General features: G+C 59.5%; 18 protein-coding genes and 4 tRNA genes. 8 read left to right on the top strand and 14 right to left on the bottom strand.

The features are described from left to right. Nucleotide 1: 1 nt before the first annotated feature. From ACWFSR_RS07825 to ACWFSR_RS07875, 11 genes are all read right to left on the bottom strand, one after another. Nucleotides 2–760: a YebC/PmpR family DNA-binding transcriptional regulator gene (locus tag ACWFSR_RS07825; RefSeq protein ID WP_197109899.1), complete on the bottom strand. Its 759-nt coding sequence runs from the start codon at nucleotides 758–760 to the stop codon at nucleotides 2–4. Between the two features lie 51 nt (nucleotides 761–811). Continuing rightward, complete coding sequence (locus ACWFSR_RS07830; RefSeq protein ID WP_447522137.1) at nucleotides 812–1,426, bottom strand: hypothetical protein; 615 nt, start codon at nucleotides 1,424–1,426, stop codon at nucleotides 812–814. Between the two features lie 18 nt (nucleotides 1,427–1,444). Beyond that, on the bottom strand, nucleotides 1,445–2,056 hold the full coding sequence (pdxT, locus tag ACWFSR_RS07835; protein WP_307783868.1) for a pyridoxal 5'-phosphate synthase glutaminase subunit PdxT: 612 nt from the start codon (nucleotides 2,054–2,056) through the stop codon (nucleotides 1,445–1,447). Further along, nucleotides 2,046–2,948 carry a pyridoxal 5'-phosphate synthase lyase subunit PdxS gene (gene pdxS / locus ACWFSR_RS07840; protein ID WP_197109896.1) on the bottom strand — a complete coding sequence of 301 codons (903 nt, stop codon included), beginning with the start codon at nucleotides 2,946–2,948 and terminating at the stop codon, nucleotides 2,046–2,048. The genes pdxT and pdxS overlap by 11 nt, the downstream gene beginning before the upstream one ends. Before the next feature lie 50 nt (nucleotides 2,949–2,998). Further along, a complete protein-coding gene (locus ACWFSR_RS07845) occupies nucleotides 2,999–3,562 on the bottom strand; it encodes an HIT family protein (RefSeq protein WP_197105724.1) in 564 nt (187 codons plus the stop codon). Nucleotides 3,563–3,565: 3 nt separating this feature from the next. Then, nucleotides 3,566–5,479, bottom strand: a complete 1,914-nt coding sequence (thrS, locus tag ACWFSR_RS07850; protein WP_231599966.1) for a threonine--tRNA ligase — start codon at nucleotides 5,477–5,479, stop codon at nucleotides 3,566–3,568. A 95-nt stretch (nucleotides 5,480–5,574) separates the two neighbouring features. Further along, nucleotides 5,575–6,729: a hypothetical protein gene (locus ACWFSR_RS07855; RefSeq protein ID WP_197109895.1), complete on the bottom strand. Its 1,155-nt coding sequence runs from the start codon at nucleotides 6,727–6,729 to the stop codon at nucleotides 5,575–5,577. After that, nucleotides 6,722–8,581, bottom strand: a complete 1,860-nt coding sequence (locus ACWFSR_RS07860; protein WP_231599688.1) for a glycosyltransferase — start codon at nucleotides 8,579–8,581, stop codon at nucleotides 6,722–6,724. Before ACWFSR_RS07860 ends, ACWFSR_RS07855 begins: the two co-directional genes overlap by 8 nt. 130 nt (nucleotides 8,582–8,711) lie before the next feature. After that, nucleotides 8,712–8,783: transfer RNA gene (locus tag ACWFSR_RS07865), tRNA-Val, on the bottom strand. A gap of 32 nt (nucleotides 8,784–8,815) precedes the next feature. Further along, nucleotides 8,816–8,886 (bottom strand) — tRNA-Cys (locus tag ACWFSR_RS07870). Nucleotides 8,887–8,926: 40 nt separating this feature from the next. Continuing rightward, nucleotides 8,927–8,998: transfer RNA gene (locus ACWFSR_RS07875), tRNA-Gly, on the bottom strand. Nucleotides 8,999–9,113: 115 nt separating this feature from the next. Between ACWFSR_RS07875 and ACWFSR_RS07880 the strand changes: the two genes are divergently transcribed. Both ACWFSR_RS07880 and ACWFSR_RS07885 read left to right on the top strand, forming a co-directional pair. Continuing rightward, a tRNA-Val gene (locus ACWFSR_RS07880) sits at nucleotides 9,114–9,186 on the top strand. An 82-nt stretch (nucleotides 9,187–9,268) separates the two neighbouring features. Then, nucleotides 9,269–10,099: an EI24 domain-containing protein gene (locus ACWFSR_RS07885; RefSeq protein ID WP_447522138.1), complete on the top strand. Its 831-nt coding sequence runs from the start codon at nucleotides 9,269–9,271 to the stop codon at nucleotides 10,097–10,099. On the opposite strand, the gene ACWFSR_RS07890 is transcribed toward ACWFSR_RS07885, so the two are convergent. Both ACWFSR_RS07890 and zapE read right to left on the bottom strand, forming a co-directional pair. Further along, nucleotides 10,022–11,098 (bottom strand): ammonium transporter, encoded by a 1,077-nt coding sequence (locus ACWFSR_RS07890; protein ID WP_307784079.1) that lies wholly within the window; start codon nucleotides 11,096–11,098, stop codon nucleotides 10,022–10,024. The genes ACWFSR_RS07885 and ACWFSR_RS07890 overlap by 78 nt on opposite strands. A 91-nt stretch (nucleotides 11,099–11,189) precedes the next feature. Further along, nucleotides 11,190–12,200: a cell division protein ZapE gene (zapE, locus tag ACWFSR_RS07895; protein WP_197105729.1), complete on the bottom strand. Its 1,011-nt coding sequence runs from the start codon at nucleotides 12,198–12,200 to the stop codon at nucleotides 11,190–11,192. Nucleotides 12,201–12,338: 138 nt separating this feature from the next. On the opposite strand from zapE, the gene ACWFSR_RS07900 reads away from it, so the two are divergent. Together ACWFSR_RS07900 and ACWFSR_RS07905 are read left to right on the top strand one after the other, a co-directional pair. Further along, on the top strand, nucleotides 12,339–13,238 hold the full coding sequence (locus tag ACWFSR_RS07900) for a sulfurtransferase (RefSeq protein ID WP_197105730.1): 900 nt from the start codon (nucleotides 12,339–12,341) through the stop codon (nucleotides 13,236–13,238). A 9-nt stretch (nucleotides 13,239–13,247) separates the two neighbouring features. Then, nucleotides 13,248–13,685, top strand: a complete 438-nt coding sequence (locus tag ACWFSR_RS07905; RefSeq protein ID WP_197105731.1) for a SufE family protein — start codon at nucleotides 13,248–13,250, stop codon at nucleotides 13,683–13,685. A gap of 62 nt (nucleotides 13,686–13,747) precedes the next feature. Here the strand turns inward: ACWFSR_RS07905 and ACWFSR_RS07910 are convergent, their stop codons facing one another. Next, complete coding sequence (locus tag ACWFSR_RS07910) at nucleotides 13,748–14,956, bottom strand: alpha/beta hydrolase family protein (RefSeq protein ID WP_197109892.1); 1,209 nt, start codon at nucleotides 14,954–14,956, stop codon at nucleotides 13,748–13,750. Between the two features lie 79 nt (nucleotides 14,957–15,035). Between ACWFSR_RS07910 and ACWFSR_RS07915 the strand changes: the two genes are divergently transcribed. From ACWFSR_RS07915 to ACWFSR_RS07930, 4 genes are all read left to right on the top strand, one after another. Continuing rightward, a complete protein-coding gene (locus ACWFSR_RS07915; protein WP_197105733.1) occupies nucleotides 15,036–15,632 on the top strand; it encodes a DUF3000 domain-containing protein in 597 nt (198 codons plus the stop codon). Further along, on the top strand, nucleotides 15,625–16,881 hold the full coding sequence (locus ACWFSR_RS07920; protein WP_307783866.1) for an HRDC domain-containing protein: 1,257 nt from the start codon (nucleotides 15,625–15,627) through the stop codon (nucleotides 16,879–16,881). Before ACWFSR_RS07915 ends, ACWFSR_RS07920 begins: the two co-directional genes overlap by 8 nt. Before the next feature lie 77 nt (nucleotides 16,882–16,958). Beyond that, nucleotides 16,959–18,155: a thiolase family protein gene (locus ACWFSR_RS07925; RefSeq protein ID WP_197105735.1), complete on the top strand. Its 1,197-nt coding sequence runs from the start codon at nucleotides 16,959–16,961 to the stop codon at nucleotides 18,153–18,155. Between the two features lie 2 nt (nucleotides 18,156–18,157). After that, nucleotides 18,158–20,281, top strand: a complete 2,124-nt coding sequence (locus ACWFSR_RS07930; protein WP_197105736.1) for a 3-hydroxyacyl-CoA dehydrogenase NAD-binding domain-containing protein — start codon at nucleotides 18,158–18,160, stop codon at nucleotides 20,279–20,281. Nucleotides 20,282–20,384: the final 103 nt, after the last annotated feature.

The following is a 20,384-nucleotide window of genomic DNA, read 5'->3' on the forward strand; positions in this document are numbered from 1 at the left end:
ACTAGTCCTCGTCAAGCTCGGCTTGAACCTCAGGCGTGATGTCAAAGTTGGAGTAGATGTTCTGAACGTCGTCGGACTCTTCAAGCGCATCGATCAGCTTGAAAACCTTGCGGGCAGTATCGGCGTCGACTTCGACCTTGACATTCGGAACGAACTCGGCTTCCGAGGCGTCATAGTCGATGCCAGCCTCTTGAAGCGCGTTACGCGACTCAACCAGGTGAGCTGTATCGGTGATGACCTCGAAGCCTTCGCCATGGTTCATGACTTCTTCAGCACCAGCGTCGAGCACTGCCATGAGAATGTCGTCTTCGGTGACGCCCTCAGTCTTGGTGATCGAGATGACGCCCTTGCGTTCAAAGTTGTACGCAACGCTGCCGGGATCGGCCAACGAGCCACCGTTGCGGCTCATGATCGTGCGAACATCGGCTGCCGCGCGGTTCTTGTTGTCGGTAAGACATTCAACCAGGAGAGCAACACCGTTGGGACCGTAGCCCTCGTACATGATGTTGAGGTACTCGATGGCGTCGCCAAGCTGGCCGGAGCCACGCTTGACCGCACGATCGATGTTGTCATTGGGAACCGACGTTTTTTTAGCCTTTTGAATGGCGTCGACAAGAGTCGGGTTGCCCGCAAGGTCTGCTCCGCCAATCTTGGCGGCGACCTCGATATTCTTGATCAATTTCGCGAATGACTTCGCGCGGCGAGAATCAGTAATCGCCTTCTTGTGCTTGGTAGTTGCCCATTTAGAATGCCCTGACATGACGGCTATTCTATCTGGCCTCGCGAGGTCCCGCGTGCGCGAATCCCCGCGCTAGGCCTGATCAAGCCTCGTGCGCACGCCGACGTCGTTCAGTTGAAGCTGGGCGAGCCGAGCGACAGTGGTGGCGTTCCCTGCCCTCCACTCGGCAGCCGGATCAGCGGAAACCTGAGATAACGCGGTCAAATTCTGAGAAGCCAGTGCGCGAAGCGCGAGCAAATCGGTGCCGCCCGGCGTTGCGAGAAGTCTCTTGGCCTCATCCGCTCGCACCGCAAAACGGATCCGTGGCAACAACCACACGAGCAGTATCAGCACAACCGGAACCACAGCGATGAAGACGCCAACCAGAGTTGCCGCAGCCAGAACCGTCTCCTGCTGACTCCGCCCCGCCGCCTCTAGCGCAGCCCCGGCATCACTCGCCCCATCGAAAGGAGCGCGGATGCCCGATCCAATCAGCGGAACAGCACCGAGGGTGTCTCCCAGCTCGACCATCGTCGACCGGAAGCCTGCCCCGGCATCCTGCATCTGAGCGCCGAGCTCTCGGAACGCTGCAATGAGTTGGTAAACCCAACTGCCGATCACAATCCAGAGAACAATGAATGCTAGCGAGAACACATCGGCCGTAATCTGGCGAGCTCTGCGGGCGGGAAGGTCTGCGTACAGTTGCATTCCCCCATGATGCAGGAACTATGGCTTAGCGCGTACGCGAGAAACGAAGTACTCGTGAAAACGGGTATCTCCCGTGATCTCCGGATGAAAGGAGGTACCGAGAAGGTTTCCCTGTTCGACAGCCACAATCCGCCCATCGTCAAGCGTTGCGATTGCTCGCGCGCTCGCGCCAACGGATTCGACAACAGGAGCCCGAATGAAGATGGCGTGAACGGGCACGTCACCCAACTCCGGCACATGGATGTCCGTCTCGAAGGAGTCAGTCTGTGACCCGAACGCGTTACGGCGCACCACGACATCCAGCCCACCAAAAGACCGTTGCCCGTCGATCGAATCGAGCACAGTATCTGCCAGCATGATCAGCCCCGCACACGTGCCATAGACCGGAAGTCCGCCCGCAATCGCTTCGCGTATCGGGTCATACAGCCCATAGAGACGAGAGAGCTTGTCGATCACGCTCGACTCTCCGCCGGGAATGATGAGTCCAGCAATATGCTCAAGCTGCTGAGCGGTCTTGACCGCGATTGCGGTTTCGCCCAGCAGTTCGAGCACAGCGAGGTGCTCACGGAAGTCACCCTGGAGAGCTAATACTCCGATAGGGAGCTGATCGACCGTGTGACTACCAGCCACGCTCAGAGAGACGGTGGGGAGCAGCAAGGTCAGACACGTTGATGCCAACCATGGCCTCGCCGAGTCCGCGCGAGGCAGCAGCAATAACGCTCGGGTCATCGAAGAAGGTCGTCGCCTTCACGATTGCGGCCGCGCGCTGCGCCGGGTTGCCCGACTTGAAGATTCCGGACCCGACGAAGACTCCATCGGCACCGAGTTGCATCATCAGAGCAGCATCGGCGGGAGTTGCCACGCCGCCGGCCGTGAAGAGTACAACGGGAAGCTTTCCCGTCTCCGCGATTTCGCGCACGAGCTCATAGGGGGCCTGAAGTTCCTTAGCCGCAACGTACAGTTCGTCAGCTGACTTCGAGCGCAGTTCATTGATCTGGCCCTTGATGGTGCGGATGTGCTTGGTCGCCTCAGAAACGTCGCCCGTGCCCGCCTCGCCCTTTGATCGGATCATCGCAGCACCCTCGGTGATGCGACGAAGCGCCTCGCCAAGGTTGGTTGCGCCACAGACGAAGGGAACGTCGAAGTTCCACTTATCGATGTGGTTGACGTAGTCTGCGGGGCTCAGCACCTCGGACTCGTCGATGTAGTCGACCTTGAGCGCCTGAAGAACCTGAGCTTCAACGAAGTGTCCGATTCGGGCCTTGGCCATAACGGGGATTGAAACTGCGTCAATGATGCCGTCGATGAGGTCGGGGTCACTCATGCGAGCTACTCCACCCTGCGAACGGATGTCGGCAGGAACGCGCTCGAGGGCCATGACGGCAACAGCGCCGGCATCCTCAGCGATCTTTGCCTGCTCAGCGTTGACGACATCCATGATGACGCCACCCTTAAGCATTTCTGCCAGTCCGCGCTTAACGCGGCTCGTACCGGATTCGTTGGATGAAGTGTTCTCGCTCATAGCTACAACGCTAAGACCGGAGCCCTCAAAAGAATGCAGCCAATTTGAACTCAGTGGTTCGTCGGCCAGGCCTTCGCCAGTTCTTCGCGAACCTCACCAAGCAGCCGAGGAATGGCCTTCGTTCCGGCCACAATCGGGAAGAAGTTCGAGTCAGTTGCCCACCGCGGAACAACATGCTGATGCAGGTGATTAGCGATACCGGCGCCCGCTAGCGCACCCTGATTCATCCCGATATTGAAACCGTGAGCCTTCGACGTTTCGCGGAGCACTCGCATCGCTGTCTGAGTGAGCGACGCGATCTCTGCCGTCTCCTCATCCGTCGCTTCGTCGTACAAGGGCACGTGCCGATAGGGGCACACCAAGAGGTGGCCACTGTTATAGGGGAAGAGGTTGAGCAGAACGAAAGCGTGCTCACCGCGCGCGACGATCAGCGCTTTCTCGTCGTCAAGCGTCGGCGCAACGCAGAAGGGGCAGTCGTCCTTGTCAGGCTGCGACTGATCCATGATGTATGCGATGCGGTGCGGTGTCCACAGCCGCTGGAAGGCATCGGGAACCGCAGCGAAGTCAGCACTCGACTCCCCCGCAGGCAATTCCGAACCGTCGTAATCCTGCACGAACTAAACCTGCGCTCGGGTCGCGATCGCCTCAGTGATGCGCGCGACAGCATCAGCAATCGGGATGCCATTCTCCTGAGTTCCATCACGGAAACGGAAGCTCACTGAACCCGCAGCCTGATCCTGTTCGCCAGCAATGAGCTGGAACGGAATCTTCGATTTGGTGTGAGTGCGGATCTTCTTTTGCATCCGCTCACTCGAGGCATCAAGCTCAGCGCGAACACCGAGCGCTGTGAGCTGATCGATCACGCCGCCCAAGTATTCCTCGTAGGCCTCAGCAACGGGGATGCCGACAACCTGGACCGGCGACAGCCAGACCGGGAATGCTCCGGCATAGTGCTCAGTGAGCACACCGAAGAAGCGCTCGATCGAACCGAACAGCGCACGGTGGATCATCACCGGGCGCTGGCGTGAACCATCCGCAGCGGTGTATTCCAGTTCGAAGCGCTCAGGAAGGTTGAAGTCGAGCTGCACCGTGGACATTTGCCACGTGCGGCCGATAGCGTCTCGAGCCTGAACCGAAATTTTCGGGCCGTAGAACGCCGCCCCACCCGGGTCAGGAACAAGTTCTAGACCGGATTCGGCTGCAACCTCAGCAAGGGTCTGCGTCGCTTCGTCCCACACGTCGTCATCGCCGACATACTTCTCTGGATCCTTCGTCGACAGCTCAAGGTAGAAGTCGGTCAGGCCGTAGTCACGCAGCAAGGAAAGAACGAAGTTGAGGGTGTTCGTGAGCTCCTCCTTCATCCCCTCCTTCGTGGTGAAAATGTGCGCGTCGTCCATCGTGAGGCCACGAACTCGCGTGAGGCCGTGAATGACGCCGGATTTTTCGTTGCGGTAAACCGTGCCGAACTCGAAGAGGCGCATCGGAAGATCGCGGTACGAGCGTCCGCTCGACTTGTAAATCAGGATGTGCATCGGGCAGTTCATGGGCTTGAGGTAGTAATCGGCGCCCTGGCGAGTGATCTCGCCCTCTTCGTTGCGCCCCTCATCGAGGTGCATCGGTGGGAACATGCCGTCCTTGTACCAGCCCAAGTGACCGGAGGTCTCGAACAGAGCCGCCTTGGTGATGTGAGGAGTATTAACGAACGAGTAGCCCTCTTGCAAGTGACGACGGCGCGAATAGTCCTCCATCTCGTGACGGATGATTCCGCCCTTGGGGTGGAAGACAGCAAGACCAGAACCGATTTCGTCTGGAAAAGAGAATAGGTCTAGCTCAGCACCAAGCTTGCGGTGGTCGCGCTTGAGCGCTTCCTCTTGACGAGCTTGGTACTCACGAAGCTCGTCCTTGGTCGGCCACGCCGTGCCATACACACGCTGAAGCTGCTTGTTCTTCTCCGAACCGCGCCAATATGCGGCCGCGGTACGTGTGAGCGACCAACCGTTGCCAATCATGCGAGTGTTCGGCAGGTGCGGCCCGCGGCACAGGTCTTTCCAGTAAACCTCGCCGGTCTTGCCGTCGACGTTGTCATAAATGGTGAGCTCGGCGCCGCCGACCTCGACTGACTCATTGTCAGCGTCAGCATCGCCCTCGGCTACGGCGCCCTTGAGGCCAATCAGTTCGAGCTTGTACGGCTCGTTGGCGAGCTCTTCACGAGCTTCAGCCTCCGTCACAACACGACGCTGAAAACGTTGACCCTGACGGATGATGCGATCCATCGCCTTGGTGATCGCTTTGAGATCCTCGGGCGTGAACGGCTCCTCGACGTCAAAGTCGTAGTAGAAACCATCGGTCACGGGTGGACCAATACCAAGCTTCGCTTCGGGGTTGATCGTCTGAACCGCCTGTGCCGCGACGTGCGCCGCCGAATGGCGAAGGATGTTGAGCCCGTCAGGCGAGTCGATAGTGACCGCCTCGACCTCATCCGTGTCGGTCACCGTCGAGGCAAGGTCTTTCAGCTCACCGTTGACGCGCATGGCGACGACGTTGCGGTCGGTAAATAGGTCGAATCCAGTCTTACTCACACAACAACTTTAGCCGCGATACCGACAACTCCGCGTCACTCAATGCGCTAGCCACCAAAGATCTGGCTCGCCCACAGAGCAAGTGCCGTACTGGTGAGCGCGTTGGCCCACCCAATCAGGAGTTGCAGCACCCCCACGAGCGAGATCATTAGCGTTCCCCGGGCGCTGCGAGCCGTAGGAATGAGGGCGATAGCAAGAAGTGTCATCGCCATGAAAATATTTCCGGTCGAGCCGTCAGGCAAGAGCCCGAGGGCGAACCCGACGATAAAGGCCGCGAAGACAAGGGTCGAAATAATGATCGCGCCCGGCCTGCGAACGATGAGCGCAACCAGCCACGCACTGACAAGTGGTGCGATCACGAAGAAGCCTTCAACAGTGCTGAAGAACTGGCCAACGATAACGAGTCGATCGCCGAATCCAATAAAGGCCGATTGCGTTGCCCCGGCAAATGGACGTCCGAGAAACAGAGCGTTGAGCACGGCGAGTGAAATGAGCGCAGACGCAGCAGGATAAAGGATGACGAGCGCATTCGCCCGTCGAGCGCCAAACACTCCCGCGCGACGATGGCGAAGGATGGGCGCGGAGAGGGCCGCAGCGGTGACGTAAACGAGTGCTGTCACATCGGTGAGAACGGCAACCATGAAGTAGATTCCGACCCGAAAACCGGACTCTGTGTTACCCCACGCCACAAATCTCACGATGTGTGACATCCCGAGGCCGAAGAGAATAAGCCCCAAGAACGCAGCATAGTTTTGAGTCGCGTTGTAGAAAAAGAGCGGGTTGAGCGCGAGCGCCATCATCAGGATCACGATCGTGGATCGCGCGAAGCGCCGCTGCACCATGATCTCGATGAGCTTCTGCAAGAAGACTCCGGCGCTCAGCGCTCCGATGATCGAGAGCGTCAGCGCCCCACCAGGTACAAAAGCTGCCAGCAGGGTGCTGATAGGCGGGAAAATATCTCCCAGCCATTGGGCGTCTGCTCGCTGCCAATCTATCTGGGTTGCTCGCGCAACAAGGGTGGCGTTGGGCGAGTCTGTCGCTCCAAGCGCTGAAACGACGAGCGCAAAGATGACATAGGGAAGCGCGAAGACCCCACGGAGCATCCACCGTCGAGGAGTGCGCCGCGGCCAGACATCGAGGCGAGTGCGTGGCGGGCGGGTCGCGATACGTAGCGCCCGCGTATTCGTCAGCGGCTCACTCATGATTGGTCTGGCTTGTCAGGCCATGCTCCGTCTTCTCCCAGTAGTGCGGTTTCGTGATGAGCTGCCAGAGCGCCTTGTAGGACGCAATCGAGTGCAAAATCCAATACAAGGGATTCAGCAGCGCCCAGGGAACAAGGGCGAATGTTCCCCGTTTGTACGGCCCCATCATCGACAAATACACCATGATCGAGCTGCCGATGATGAAGTTGAGAAAGCACACCCAGAGCAACCACACGGGAAAGAACTGCCCCACAAATTCTGTAGGCAGAACAAGAGACAGAACCGTGAGCACGTAGAACGGCAGCACCCCTAAAAAGGTGGCTGGCGTGCCGGCGATAAGCAGGACGAAGCTACAGAATCGCCAGAACCCGATCTCTCGCATGAGTGCCACCGGCCGACGCGCATGCACGAGGGTGGTCTGCATGTACCCCTTGATCCACCGACTGCGCTGCCGTATGAAGTTGGGAATGGACTTGTTGGCCTCTTCCATCGTTGCCGAGTTCACGACACCGACGCGATAGCCGAGCGCACTGGCACGGATGCCCAAATCGGCGTCTTCGGTGACGTTGTACGGGTCCCATCCCCCGAGGCTCTTGAGAGCCTCCGTGCGGAAATGGTTCGAAGTGCCGCCAAGCGGGATAGGTAAATCGAGCGAATCGAGGCCGGACAACATGTAGTCGAACCAGTAGCCATACTCGAGCGAGAACATCCGGGTCAACACGTTTTCGCTGGCATTGAAATAGTTCAACGCTGCCTGAACGCACACCGTCTTCTCGCCGCCGCGCTGGAACGAAATATAGGCCTTTTTGAGCTGGTCAGGCTCAGGCGTGTCTTCTGCATCGAAAATAACTAGGTAGTCGCCCGTTGCGAAGAACAAACCAACGTTGCAGGCCCGCGGTTTGGTCTGCGGGTGCCCGGCAGGAATAGTGATGATCTGAAAGTGATCGGGTGGAGAGCTCGCCTCGAACGCCGCTCGTGTTTCATCGTCAGATTCCTCGATCAAGACAAAGACCTCAAGCCGGTTAGTCGGCCAATCGATATCCCCTAGGTTCCTGACCAGCTGGGCGACGATGTTTGCTTCTTTGAAAACCGGCACGAGCACTGTATAGCGCGGCAGGTCGTCGTCATTAAGCGCTTCGACTTCACGAGCAGACACCCGCTCGACGAGATCGAACCGCGCTCCGCGCAAGGAAATAAAGAACTTGAAGGCTGTGCCTGCGAGAAATACCAGGCTGGTGATCGCGATGAGGGTAATCACCGTTGTTACCGGCCAGAGCACCAGAGCGATCACAAAGACGATAAGCAGTATGAGCAAACCGATCTTCTGGCCGCGGGACGCAACAGTTCTCGCCGACAACACCGGATTGCGGTTCCACAATTCATTCGCGGCCTGATCGGCAATCAGCGGCCCAAAGACATCAAGAATGGTGTGCCAGATTTGGGCGGATGTCGCCGCCACAAAGACAACGTCTCGCCCGAGCGCATCAGCGATTCTTTCGCTGCGTTCTTCGTCCGGAACCCGAGCGGTCGCGACGAGGGCTCGGCCGTCTGGCAACTCGCGGAGAGGCATCCAGTTTTCGGCAATGTACAGCTGCCCGCTCCACCGGCGAGCGAAGTCACCATCGACGTCAGACATGGTGGCACGATCAATGCCCCAGACGCGGGAGATCACATCCACCAACGTGGCGTCGTCGAGGTGCCCACGGCTAGCGAGAGTTTGGTCGATGTGAACGCCGGAGCGTGCTTTGACTGCGCGGGCTTCAGCAATTTGGCTGCGGGTCGCCAGTCCTTCGTCGAGCAGGAGCTTCACAAAGGCTTCACTCTGGCGCGACGGTTCCCCGATTTTCCCCATGGCCCTATCGTCGCGCACTCTCATGCCGCGGGGAGGGAGCCACGCTGACTTCGCGTGGGCCATTGGCTTTCGCACACGTGCGCGCTAGGGAGTTAAAAGCAGAAGCCCCGGCGAACCGGGGCTTCATCTGTGAGCGATACTGGGATCGAACCAGCGACCTCTTCCGTGTCAGGGAAGCGCGCTACCGCTGCGCCAATCGCTCATGCTATTTAGTTACATAAAACACTCGTTACGAGGTGGAGACGGGATTTGAACCCGCGTATACGGCTTTGCAGGCCGCTGCCTCGCCTCTCGGCCACTCCACCGCACATGGAAAGTGCCAGCGAGGCTGACACTTCCCACTTGAGCGGATGACGAGATTCGAACTCGCGACCCTAACCTTGGCAAGGTTATGCGCTACCACTGCGCCACATCCGCATTTACAAGCTATTCGGTTACCCGTTTTCGCGTGCTAGATGACTGTATACGAAGAGTGCGTGAACTTCCAATTCGGCGGCGAGCGTGTCGTCAAGATATGCGAAGATTGCTCTGCGGGCGATTGGCGCAGTTGGTAGCGCGCTTCCTTCACACGGAAGAGGTCATCGGTTCGAGTCCGGTATCGCCCACTGAAATTTAGACCGTCTGAACAGCTCACAAGCCTGTTCTCGCGGGAGAGTCGACTCTGTTTGGCCAAGTAGCCTTGGCTACATGACTACGCTTTCGCCGAAACGCCCGTCGGCCATCCGCGAGTTCTTCGTTGGTGCGAGTTTTTTGTTTCGAGGTTTTCGGACATGGATTAGCGCGCCTCGCCTCATGGTCCTGGGAATGGTTCCAGCCGCAATTGTTGGTGTGGTCGCTATTGCTGTGCTCGCGACTCTGTTCGCGAACATCCAAACGGTGGCCGCATTTATTACGCCATTCGCCAACGACTGGAGCGAGCTTGCGAAGGGGGCAACTCAGTTCGCCGCGGGCTTGGCGGTGGTGCTCGCCAGCATCCTGCTCGTAGTCAACACCTACACAACCGCGACGTTGATGGTGGGTGATGCGTTCTACCGCAAAATTTCGGCCCACGTGGATGCGGTCTACGGCGCTCCCCCGGCACAGCAGCCGCTGGGTTTTTGGAAGGACTTTCGCCGGGGCATCGGTGAAGGTATTCGCGTACTGATTCCGACAGTCGGGTTGGCCATTCTCGTTCTCGTCCTCGGCTTTATCCCGGTGGTGGGCAGCATCGTTGCTGCTACCGCTGGCGCGCTGCTCGGCGGCTGGCTTCTCGTCGTCGAACTGGGCAACATCCCTTTTGAGGCTCGTGGATTGCATCTCACTGCTCGGCTCCGCGCCCTTCGCGGCAGTCGCGCCCGGGCGGTCGGGTTCGGGGCTGCTACCTATCTGGTATTTCTTATTCCCTTCGGCGCGGTGGTCGCGATGCCTGCAGCACTCGCCGGGGCAACGCTGCTGACTCGTTCAGTGCGAGGAGAGGATGCGCGGCCGGGGGCCCTCGACAACGCTCCTGATCCTTCCGAGCAGCCACCAGAAGACTGACGACACCACGAACGCATAGCTTGCTGTGGCAACGACGCTCAAAAACTGCTGCTCGACGATGTAGGTCTGACCGGTGAATAAGAATCCCGACCCGGTCGCGAGAACGCCGAGCGAAACCACTCCGATGCTCCCGCCCATCAAATGGGCATTGACGAGAAAGCGAAGCTGATTGCCCAGGGGAGATCCTTTTCGAACGGTAAAGGCGCAGGCCACGGCACCGGCGATCAACCCCGCAACTGCTGCGGATACCGGAGTGAACAGCGGCGCACCTGCGGTAACGGCGATCAAGCCGCTTACACCGCCACCGGCGAGTGACTTCAGCCCAACCACTCCATGGTTGATCAGCTGCACCGTTACCCAGCCGATCACGCCAAATACCGCGCTCACGGCTCCGTTTGTGAGGATGAGGCCTACAACGTCGTCGAGGGCAAATTCGGCCCCTACGAGCCACAGCAGCCACGACAGGACAACTCCGACGAGGGCGATGACCCCGACTGGCGCCGGGAGCGTCATTCGGGCGCCCCTGATGAGCGAGTGACGTTCTACCACCAGCACCGCGAGCATGCTCGCCCCAACCGCAACACTCATGACGAGCGCACCGCCGTGGTCGATGGGGTTCAATCCCAACGGCGTCGTCGTTCCGAAGGGCTCAAACGTTCGCACGGCGATGGGCACATAGACGCCGACTGCCCACACACAGCTATACGCGATACTTCGAACGAGTGACGCCCCTGAGCTTCGGGACACGAGCGTCACCAGAAGGCAACACACAGCGCCGAGAGCCCCCAGCGACGGCATCATGACAAAACGCAGGCTCAGCCCCATTGCGGGAACGATCAATGCCCAGGCCAGAGCACCTGGAATCGCGCAAGCGAGCGACTCCAGAACGAGCCTCCGCCATTTCACAGCCGGCAGCGTGCTTGAGTACAGCACGAGTAGGGAGAACAGCAGTGTCACGAGCGCGACCACGCCTATAGTTGCCGTCGCTACGTCTCCCACCAACGTCAGCCTCCCCAGCCCTCTAGATCCCGCTCAGACACCCCGCACACTGCCAGGATCACCGAGCGCCTAGCCAGTACTGCGAATCGTACTAGGCGTTGTTAGAAGTGAGGGCGATGAGGCGGGAAACTGCTCGGAGATACTTCTTGCTGTATCCCCCATCAAGCATGTCGTCAGGGAATACCGCATCGAGCGGAGTGCCCTCGGCGTAAACCGGGATCTGGGCGTCGTAGAGCCGATCCACAAAAGCCACAAATCGCAGTGCATCTGTCTGGTTGGTGAACTCGTGCACGCCGGTCAAGGCAATCGCGTCGACGCCTTCGATGAGCTTGACGTAACGCGAAGGATGCACGCCAGCCAAGTGCTTGAGCACTCCGTCGAAGGAGTCGAGGGTTACGACCCCCTGCACAGCGGAAATTGCGGCGGCCGCATCATCCACCGCAATCGCATGTGCACCGGTGTCACGTCGGCGGTAATCGAGACCATCAATTCGGATCGTTTCGAATTTGGCAGAGAGAGAGTCGATCTCTCGCAAAAAGTCTTGGGCGGCGAATCTGCCCTCTCCCAAGGCGTTGGGAGGAGTGTTTGATGTCGCCGCGATTTTTGTTCCCGATGCGACCAGTTCCGAGAGCAACCGCGAAATAAGGCGGGTGTCGCCGGGATCGTCAAGCTCGAACTCATCAATGCAGACAAGAGTCGCACCCTTGAGGAGTTGCACTGCAGGCGCGTAGCCGACCGCGCCAACGAGAGCGGTGTATTCGATGAAGGTTCCGAAGTACTTGCGGCCAGCGGTCTGGTGCCACAGCGCAGCCAACAAATGAGTCTTGCCAACGCCAAATCCGCCATCGAGGTACACGCCCGGCTTCGCCACCGGCGCCTTCTTGCGAGAGAAGAGCTTGGCCTTCTGCGCACTAGTGAGAAAGTGGCGCATTGCTGCTACGGCAGCACCCTGTGACGGGTAGTCCCGGTCGGGGCGGTACGACTCCAAAGTCGCGCCGGTGAACTGGCGCGGAGGCACAAGTTCGGCAAGCATCTGCGCTCCGGTCAACGACGGGATACGATCGACTAGACGCTCAGGAGTCGTAGGCGCAGTAGCGCTCATTCTCAGCCTCGGTTATTTTTCGCAGTCTTACGGCAACGCGGTGTAATCAGCGGCGAATGCGTAATTTCTTGGGCAAGGGACCCATCAAGCTTAGTTTGAAGCCCGCACCAGTTTTTCCACCCACAATCGGAGGTAGCTATGACTATCGAACACGACCCAGCCCCGCAATTTGCTGAGTTCTCGCACCCGGAACGATTGGTCACTGCAGACTGGCTTGAAGAAAGACTCGGCAAGCCAGGGCTCGTTGTCGTCGAGTCCGACGAAGACGTACTGCTCTACGAAACCGGACACATTCGCACTGCTGTCAAGATCGACTGGCACACCGACCTCAATGACCCGGTGACTCGCGATTACATCAATGGCAAAGAGTTTGCCGAACTCATGTCACGCAGCGGGATTGCGCGCGACACGACTGTGGTCATTTATGGCGACAAGACCAACTGGTGGGCGGCCTACGCTCTCTGGGTCTTCACCTTGTTCGGCCACGAAGACGTACGCCTCATGGATGGTGGCCGCGCCAAGTGGGAAGCGGATGGTCGTGAATACACCCTCGAAGTTCCCACTCCGACGCCCACCGAGTACCCCATCATCGAGCGCGATGACTCAGTTATTCGTGCGTTCCGCGACGACGTGCTGACCCACTTGGGAAACCCACTGATCGATGTCCGCTCCCCCGAGGAGTACAGCGGCGAACGCACAAGCGCTCCCGCGTATCCCGAAGAAGGCGCCCTGCGTGCCGGTCACATCCCGAGCGCGCAGAGCGTGCCGTGGTCAAAGGCAGTTGCAGAAGACGGAACTTTCCGTCCACTCGATGAGCTCAACGCGATCTATCGTGAGGGCGCTGGTCTCAAAAATGGCGACCAAGTAGTGGCCTATTGCCGCATCGGCGAGCGTTCGAGCCACACCTGGTTCGTTCTGAACTACCTGATGGGCTTCGAGAACGTGCGCAACTACGACGGTTCGTGGACCGAGTGGGGCTCCTTGGTTGCTGTACCGATCACGGTCGGCACTGAACCTGGCGACGTTCCGTCCCGTTAGACTAAAGCGGTGAGTGAGCAGCAGATCCCATCCCAGTTGGCCGAAATTCGTGACGACTTTCTGGGGCTCGAACTACGGGATCGGCTGCAGCTCCTGCTGGAGTTCGCGAACGAGCTTCCGGAGTTGCCAGACCGGTACCGCGACCACCCCGATTTGTTCGAACGGGTCGAGGAGTGCCAGTCCCCCGTTTTCATCTTCATCGAGGTTGAAAACGACGTCGTACACATGTTCGCGACGGCACCACCAGAGGCGCCGACCACTCGGGGCTTCGCTTCGATCTTGGCGCAAGGATTGTCGGGCCTCAGTAGCAAAGAGGTATTAGAACTCTCTGACGATTACCCGCAGTCTCTGGGACTTGCCAAAGCCGTCAGTCCGCTGAGATTGCGCGGCATGACGGGCATGTTGGCGCGGGCAAAGCGACAAATTCGACTGAAGAGCATCGCGTAACTGCTCTCGCTCAGAGAGGCCACGCAGCCGGGACAGTGCGCATCGACCCCGTGTTGTTAGCCCTACGCTACGTCGGTGACGTCAGCGGCAGCATCCACACCCCGTTGGATTGCGAGCCACGAGCGGATGGCCAATAGCCAGCGTTCGCTGTCATAGTTCCACAATCGCGTGTGACCTGCGGTGTCGAACTCCTCGTAGGTGACAATGTCAGGTCGAGCCTCGGCCAACGCTCGAGAGGGTTCGACGGGAACGTAGCCATCGTCTTCGCTGTGCATAAGCAGAATAGGGCGATCCAGCTCGTGAGCGCGCTCGACGAAGTTCAGCGTGGCGAAGTCGAGTGGGTTCTCCGTTCCCACGAGAAACTGGGCTTGGTCGCTCCCCAGTACAGCTACCGCAGCACGAGGAATCAACGACGGGATGCGGTTCAAGTCGCCGTGCAGCGCGAGCGTCGGACCCCAGGCGATGACAGGCGAGTCGAGCACCAGCCCCATAATCATGTCTCGATAGCGAGATCGGATCAGCGTGTGAAGCGCAGTCGCTCCGCCCATTGACCAGCCCATGAGAATAATGCGCTCGGCACCAGCGGAACGTGCGTAGGCGATCGCGGCGTCAACATCGCGATATTCGGTGGAACCTAAGCCATACCGGCCATCTGCCGAATCGGGCGCTTCAGTGTCGTTCCGGTACGAAATTGACAGCGAAGTGATTCCAGCATCGTGAAACTCACCTAGCGCGCGCACTGTCTCTGGCCGCTGCACTCCTCGACCATGAATGTGGATTGCCCACGTGGCGCTCGGCGAATCCGCGGGGATCAACCACGCGGGCGCGAAGCCGAGCTCTGTGCGAATCAGCACCTCAGAGTACTTAAGCCCTAGCCCAGCCGGCGTCAGATAAAACCATCCACTCGTGCGCGCGTTGTCTCCCGGATGCGGAACACCGGTTTCAACGTCGATGAGTTCCCGCGCAACCCACTGCGCGCCCTGCGAAACCACGGGCCCGATGCGTGCGAATCCGGTTTCGTCGGCGAACCACAGGCTGAATCGACCGGGTGCTCTGCTCTCCTCTGCCGACGACAAGACGATCGTGGACTCCCCCACAGCGAGAATTCGCAAGTTACTGTCGGCTCGGCCCGGCGGCGTCACCACACGACGCGCTACAAAGACTGAAAGCGCGGCACCGACCGCTACTCCGATCGCGGCGATTGCGGCCGCCCCGATAGCGACCCCGCCTGCGATTCCGGCGACTATGCGCAAGCGATCCCGTGCCCGCATCCCTAAACCTCCGTCTCGCAGCCGCCCTAGCGCGGCGTGCCTCACTAGCGATCGTTCTCCTAAAGCCTAATCTTCACTCGTGCCCGATTCGCCAGCTGGACCAACACCACCCGCGGCATTTGCTTCAGCGGTTGAGTCGCTTCGTGCTGCGACTTTGCGCCCTGAGCTCGCCATTACCGAGATTTCAGCACCAACGCAGATTGCCCCGTGGTCCTTTGCTTTGGCTGCGGATGTCACGCCCTCTCGTCACGGCGAAGACTCCGATCTTGGCACCGGCAGGTTCGTGCTTCTGTATGACCCCTCGTCTCCCGAGGCGTGGGAGGGCGAATTCCGGATCATCTGTTTTGCTCAGGCGCCGCTCGAACCCGAGATCGGTGTTGACCAGTTTCTGAGTGAAGTTACCTGGTCCTGGCTCGTCGATGCTCTCGATAGCAGGGGTGCACAATACGACCAGGTGTCGGGAACCGCGACCCGTATTCTCTCCACTGGATTTGGCGAACTTGAGTCCCAACCGGATGGCGCCCAAATCGAACTTCGCGCGTCTTGGAGCCCCCAAGACCTCGATATCGCCGCACATGTGGAAGGCTGGAGCGAGTTAGTCTGCATGCTTGCCGGACTTCCTCCCACGAATGAAGGAGTCACTATGTTGTCGGCCCGTAGAGCTGGGCGTGAGTAGCGCCACCGACAGTGCAGCCCCCGAGGGCGAGTCGCACGCTACCCAAGCCCCTCATGTTCCCGTTGACGTCATTGACGATCGGGACGAATATCTTGCCGCCGTGGCAGCCATCGCTGCCGGCCATGGCCCTATCGGAATAGACGCAGAACGAGCAAGCGGCTACCGCTACTCGCAGCGCGCCTATCTCATCCAGATCTTCCGTCGCGGTGCGGGTACTTTTCTGTTCGATCCGCCGGCCATTGGTGACTTTAGCGAGCTGAACGACGTTATCGCTGAGGAAGAGTGGATTCTGCATGCAGCGACACAGGACCTCACCTGCTTGCGTGAAGTTGGCCTCCACCCAACGCGCCTGTTCGATACCGAACTGGGGGCGCGGATCGCTGGCCTCCCGCGGGTGGGACTCGGAACCGTCGTGGAACACTTGTTGGGCATCCATCTCGCAAAGGAACATTCGTCAGCGGACTGGTCTACGCGGCCACTTCCCCAGTCGTGGCTCGTGTACGCCGCGCTCGACGTTGAGTTGCTCGTAGATCTTCGCGAGGCGCTCGGCGACGTACTTGAGGGCGACGACAAGAGCGAGATCGCGCGCCAAGAATTCGAGTCAGTTCTTGCTCGTGACTTGAGCCACGTGCGCGCCGAACCATGGCGCCGGCTGAGCGGAGTTCATTCCATTCGCGGCGGCAAAAACTTGGCTGTAGCGCGCGAGCTGTGGTTGGCCCGCGACGCCTACGCGCGAGAAGTCGATACTGCCCCTGGCCGCCTCGTTCCAGACTCCGCCCTGCTGTCTGCCGCAAAATTGCTGCCGGAGTCGAAGCGGGAGCTGTCGAGCCTCCGAGAATTCAGCGGGCGCGCGAGCCGCACCCAGATTGATCGCTGGTGGCAGGCCATTTTGGCCGGGCTAGCGTCTACTGACATTCCAGCATCGCGAGTGGCCAGCGACACTCTGCCGCCACCACGGGTGTGGTCAGACAAGAACCCCGCAGCGGATCGTCGCCTCAAAGCGGCTCGTGCCCTCATGGCAGAGTTCTCTGAAGAGATGTCTATCCCCATTGAGAACTTGCTCACGCCCGATCACTTGCGGCGTGTGGCATGGAACCCACCGGCGGAGATCACGGTCGACAGCATCTCAGACGCCCTCACGGCGCTCGGCGCCCGCCGCTGGCAACTTGACGTATCTGCACAGTCAATCGCCGAAGCCTTTGTCGAAGCCAACCAAACGCCTGAGGACTCCGCGGACACCAAGTCGTAGGAACAGTCAAAGGATTCCATCCGCTAATCTCCCCAGCCTAGGATCAGTGCTACATCCAAGGATTTAGTGGAGGCATTGTGGCCAAGGAAACTGAGATTGTATTCGTAGATGGAGTCCGTACTCCGTTTGGACGTGCAGGCGAGAAGGGCATGTTCTGGAATACCAGAGCCGATGACCTCGTCGTCAAGGCGATGATTGGTGTGCTGGAGCGGAATCCGCAAATCCCCAAGGATCGCTTCGACGAAGTCGCTATCGCGGCAACAACTCAGACCGGCGATCAGGGTCTCACGATCGGTCGCAGCGCTGCTTTGCTGGCTGGCCTGCCCACGTCTGTTCCCGGCTATGCGATCGACCGCATGTGTGCCGGCGCCATGACGGCCGTCACAAACGTGGCTGGCGGCATCGCGTTCGGCGCCTACGATCTCGCAATCGCTGGTGGCGTCGAGCACATGGGCCACCACCCGATGGGCTCGGGCGTTGACCCCAACCCTCGTTTCCTCTCAGAAAAGCTCGTCGATCCTGAAGCTCTCAACATGGGCAACACGGCCGAGAAGCTACACGACCGTTTCCCGCATCTCACCAAGGAACGCTCCGACGCGTTCGCGCTGCGCAGCCAACAGCGCGCCACCGCCGCGTACGACGCGAACAACATCCAGCCTGACCTCATCTCGGTTGCCACCAAGAGCGAGTCCGGCTGGGGCTTGGCCACCCGCGACGAGGGCTTGCGCCCCGAAACCACTCTTGAGGGCCTTGCAGCGCTCAAGACGCCGTTCCGTTCACACGGACGCATTACCGCTGGCAACGCTTCCGGGCTGAACGACGGTGCAACCGCCAGCATTATTGCTAGCGGGGATGCCGCACGCGAGTTTGGTTTGAAGCCCAAGATGCGCATGGTGAGCTTCGCCTACGCTGGCGTGGAACCGGAGATCATGGGCATCGGCCCGATCCCGTCCACAGAGAAGGCGCTCCGTAAGGCTGGCTTGACGATCAACGACATCGGCCTCTTCGAGCTGAACGAGGCTTTTGCGGTTCAGGTTCTGTCGCTGCTTGATCACTTTGGCATCGATGACGAAGATCCTCGAGTCAACCAGTGGGGCGGCGCTATCGCGATGGGCCACCCGCTTGCGTCGTCGGGTGTTCGCCTGATGATCCAGCTTGCTGCCCAATTTGAACAGCACCCCGAGGTGCAGTTCGGCCTCACAGCGATGTGCGTTGGACTCGGCCAGGGTGGCTCAGTCATTTGGGAAAACCCGAACTACAAGGGAGCAAAGTAACAATGACCGAACAGTTCGCACGTCTTTCGGACCTCGCAAAAGACGAGGTAATTACTCACTCCTTCGTGCGTGATGTACCGCTCTCCGCGGGTCGCACTCTCGCGCTCATTACGCTCGACAACGGCAAGGACCACACCCGCCCAAACACTCTCGGCCCGGCAACTCTGCTCGAGTTCGCGAAGGTCCTCGACGAGCAAAAGGAACGCGCGACCGCTGGCGAAATCCACGGTGTCGCTGTCACGGGCAAGCCCTTCATTTTCGCGGCCGGTGCTGACCTCTCAAAGGTAAGCGAAATCCCCGACCGCGAGACCGGCAAGCAGATGGCTCAGTTGGGCCACTGGGCGCTCGGCAAGCTCAGCGAACTTGGCGTGCCATCGTTCGTATTCGTCAATGGGCTTGCCCTCGGTGGCGGTGTTGAGATTCCTCTCAACGCTGACTACCGCACGATCGACAGCTCGGTTCCTGCGTTCGCGCTTCCCGAGGTCTTCCTCGGACTGATCCCTGGCTGGGGTGGCGCGTGGTTGCTCCCCAACCTGATCGGTATCGAAAACGCCCTCAAGGTCGTCATCGAAAACCCACTCAAGAACAACCGGATGCTCAAGGGCCCAGAGGCCTTCGAACTCGGCATTGCCGACGCCATGTTTGGTCCGGCAAACTTCCTTGAAGACTCAATCCGCTGGGCCGACGGAGTCATCGCTGGCACCACCAAGGTCAAGCGCAAGAACGAGCCGGGCAAGATCGAACGCACCGTGAAGTGGGATGTCGCTATCGGCATCGCCGACAAGATGCTGGCTAACCGCATCGGCCGCGTTGCAAAGTCTCCTTACGCTGCTCTCGCGCTGCTCAAGGCCGCCAAGAACACCGACAAGAAGACCGGTTTCGAAGCAGAGGACAACGCTCTCGCCGACATGATCTCCGGTGACCAGTTCCAGGCGAGCATTTATGCCTTCAATCTCGTGCAGAAGCGCGCAAAGCGCCCAGCGGGAGCTCCCGACAAGGAGCTTGCGCGCAAGGTGACCAAGGTTGGCGTTATTGGCGCCGGGCTCATGGCACGTCAGTTCGCACTGCTTTTCGTCCGTCGACTGCAGGTCCCCGTTGTCATCACTGACCTCGACCAGACCGCAACGGATGCCGGCGTTGCCGCCATTCACACCGAAATCGACAAGTTGCATGAGAAGGGTCGCCTCTCGTCTGACGACACCAACCGTCTCAAGGCTCTCGTCACGGGCACAACCAACAAGGCTGACTTCGCTGACTGCGACTGGGTTATTGAAGCCATCTATGAAGAACTCGGCGCTAAGCAGGCCGTCTTTGCTGAAGTCGAGCAGTACATCTCTGACGAGACGATCTTGGCGACGAACACGTCCTCCCTGTCGGTGGAACAAATCGGAGCCAAGCTCAAGCACCCTGAGCGCGTCGTGGGCTTCCACTTCTTCAACCCGGTGGCAGTAATGCCGCTGATTGAGGTCGTGAAGACCCCGCACACCAACGATGAGTCGCTCGCAACAGCCATGGTTACGGCCAAGAACCTCCGCAAGAACGCTGTTATCACGACCGATACCCCTGGTTTCGTCGTGAACCGCATTCTCGCTAAGGTGCTCGGCGAGGCCATGCACGCTGTGGATACCGGCACGCCGTTCGAAGTTGTTGAAGAATCGACGCGCCCCTTCGGTCTGCCGATGACGCCATTCGAACTCCTCGAGTTGGTCGGCCTGAAGGTCGGAGCTCACGTTCTTGACACTCACCATGCCGCGTTCCCCGACCGATTCTTCGAGAGTGAGAACCTTCACAAGCTCGCCGAACTCGGATTCATTTTCGACCGCGACAACAAGGGCAAGTCAAAGGGCGTCTCCAAGAAGGCCGTCGAGATCGTCAAGGGCGGAAAAACGCCGATGACGTCCGAGGAGCTTCAGATCCGGATCGAAGATGGTCTGGCCGATGAGATTCACCGGATGCTCGAAGACGGCGTCGTGGCCGCGGCGGAGGACATCGACCTCTGCCTCATTCTCGGCGCGGGTTACCCGTTCCAGATGGGTGGCGTCACACCGTACCTCGACCGCGCGGGAGCTTCGGAGCGAGCATTCGGCAGCACGTTCCACAACCCGCCGATTCGCGGAGTGCAGTAGCCCTTCGTCGATAGACGGCATCCGTCAAAGGCCCGGTTCAGATCAGTTCTGAACCGGGCCTTCGGCTGTTAATCAAGGGGTTTCGCCGCAACGCCACAGAGAC

It is taken from the genome of Salinibacterium sp. NYA9b (assembly GCF_976973725.1).

What these genes read in the sequence shown, in the direction of transcription:
- ACWFSR_RS07825 (WP_197109899.1), bottom strand. Translation starts at nt 760, where the DNA reads ATGTCAGGGCATTCTAAATGGGCAACTACCAAGCACAAGAAGGCGATT.
- ACWFSR_RS07830 (WP_447522137.1), bottom strand. Translation starts at nt 1,426, where the DNA reads ATGCAACTGTACGCAGACCTTCCCGCCCGCAGAGCTCGCCAGATTACG.
- pdxS (WP_197109896.1), bottom strand. Translation starts at nt 2,948, where the DNA reads ATGAGCGAGAACACTTCATCCAACGAATCCGGTACGAGCCGCGTTAAG.
- thrS (WP_231599966.1), bottom strand. Translation starts at nt 5,479, where the DNA reads ATGCGCGTCAACGGTGAGCTGAAAGACCTTGCCTCGACGGTGACCGAC.
- ACWFSR_RS07855 (WP_197109895.1), bottom strand. Translation starts at nt 6,729, where the DNA reads ATGAGTGAGCCGCTGACGAATACGCGGGCGCTACGTATCGCGACCCGC.
- ACWFSR_RS07860 (WP_231599688.1), bottom strand. Translation starts at nt 8,581, where the DNA reads ATGGGGAAAATCGGGGAACCGTCGCGCCAGAGTGAAGCCTTTGTGAAG.
- ACWFSR_RS07885 (WP_447522138.1), top strand. Translation starts at nt 9,269, where the DNA reads ATGACTACGCTTTCGCCGAAACGCCCGTCGGCCATCCGCGAGTTCTTC.
- zapE (WP_197105729.1), bottom strand. Translation starts at nt 12,200, where the DNA reads ATGAGCGCTACTGCGCCTACGACTCCTGAGCGTCTAGTCGATCGTATC.
- ACWFSR_RS07900 (WP_197105730.1), top strand. Translation starts at nt 12,339, where the DNA reads ATGACTATCGAACACGACCCAGCCCCGCAATTTGCTGAGTTCTCGCAC.
- ACWFSR_RS07910 (WP_197109892.1), bottom strand. Translation starts at nt 14,956, where the DNA reads ATGCGGGCACGGGATCGCTTGCGCATAGTCGCCGGAATCGCAGGCGGG.
- ACWFSR_RS07930 (WP_197105736.1), top strand. Translation starts at nt 18,158, where the DNA reads ATGACCGAACAGTTCGCACGTCTTTCGGACCTCGCAAAAGACGAGGTA.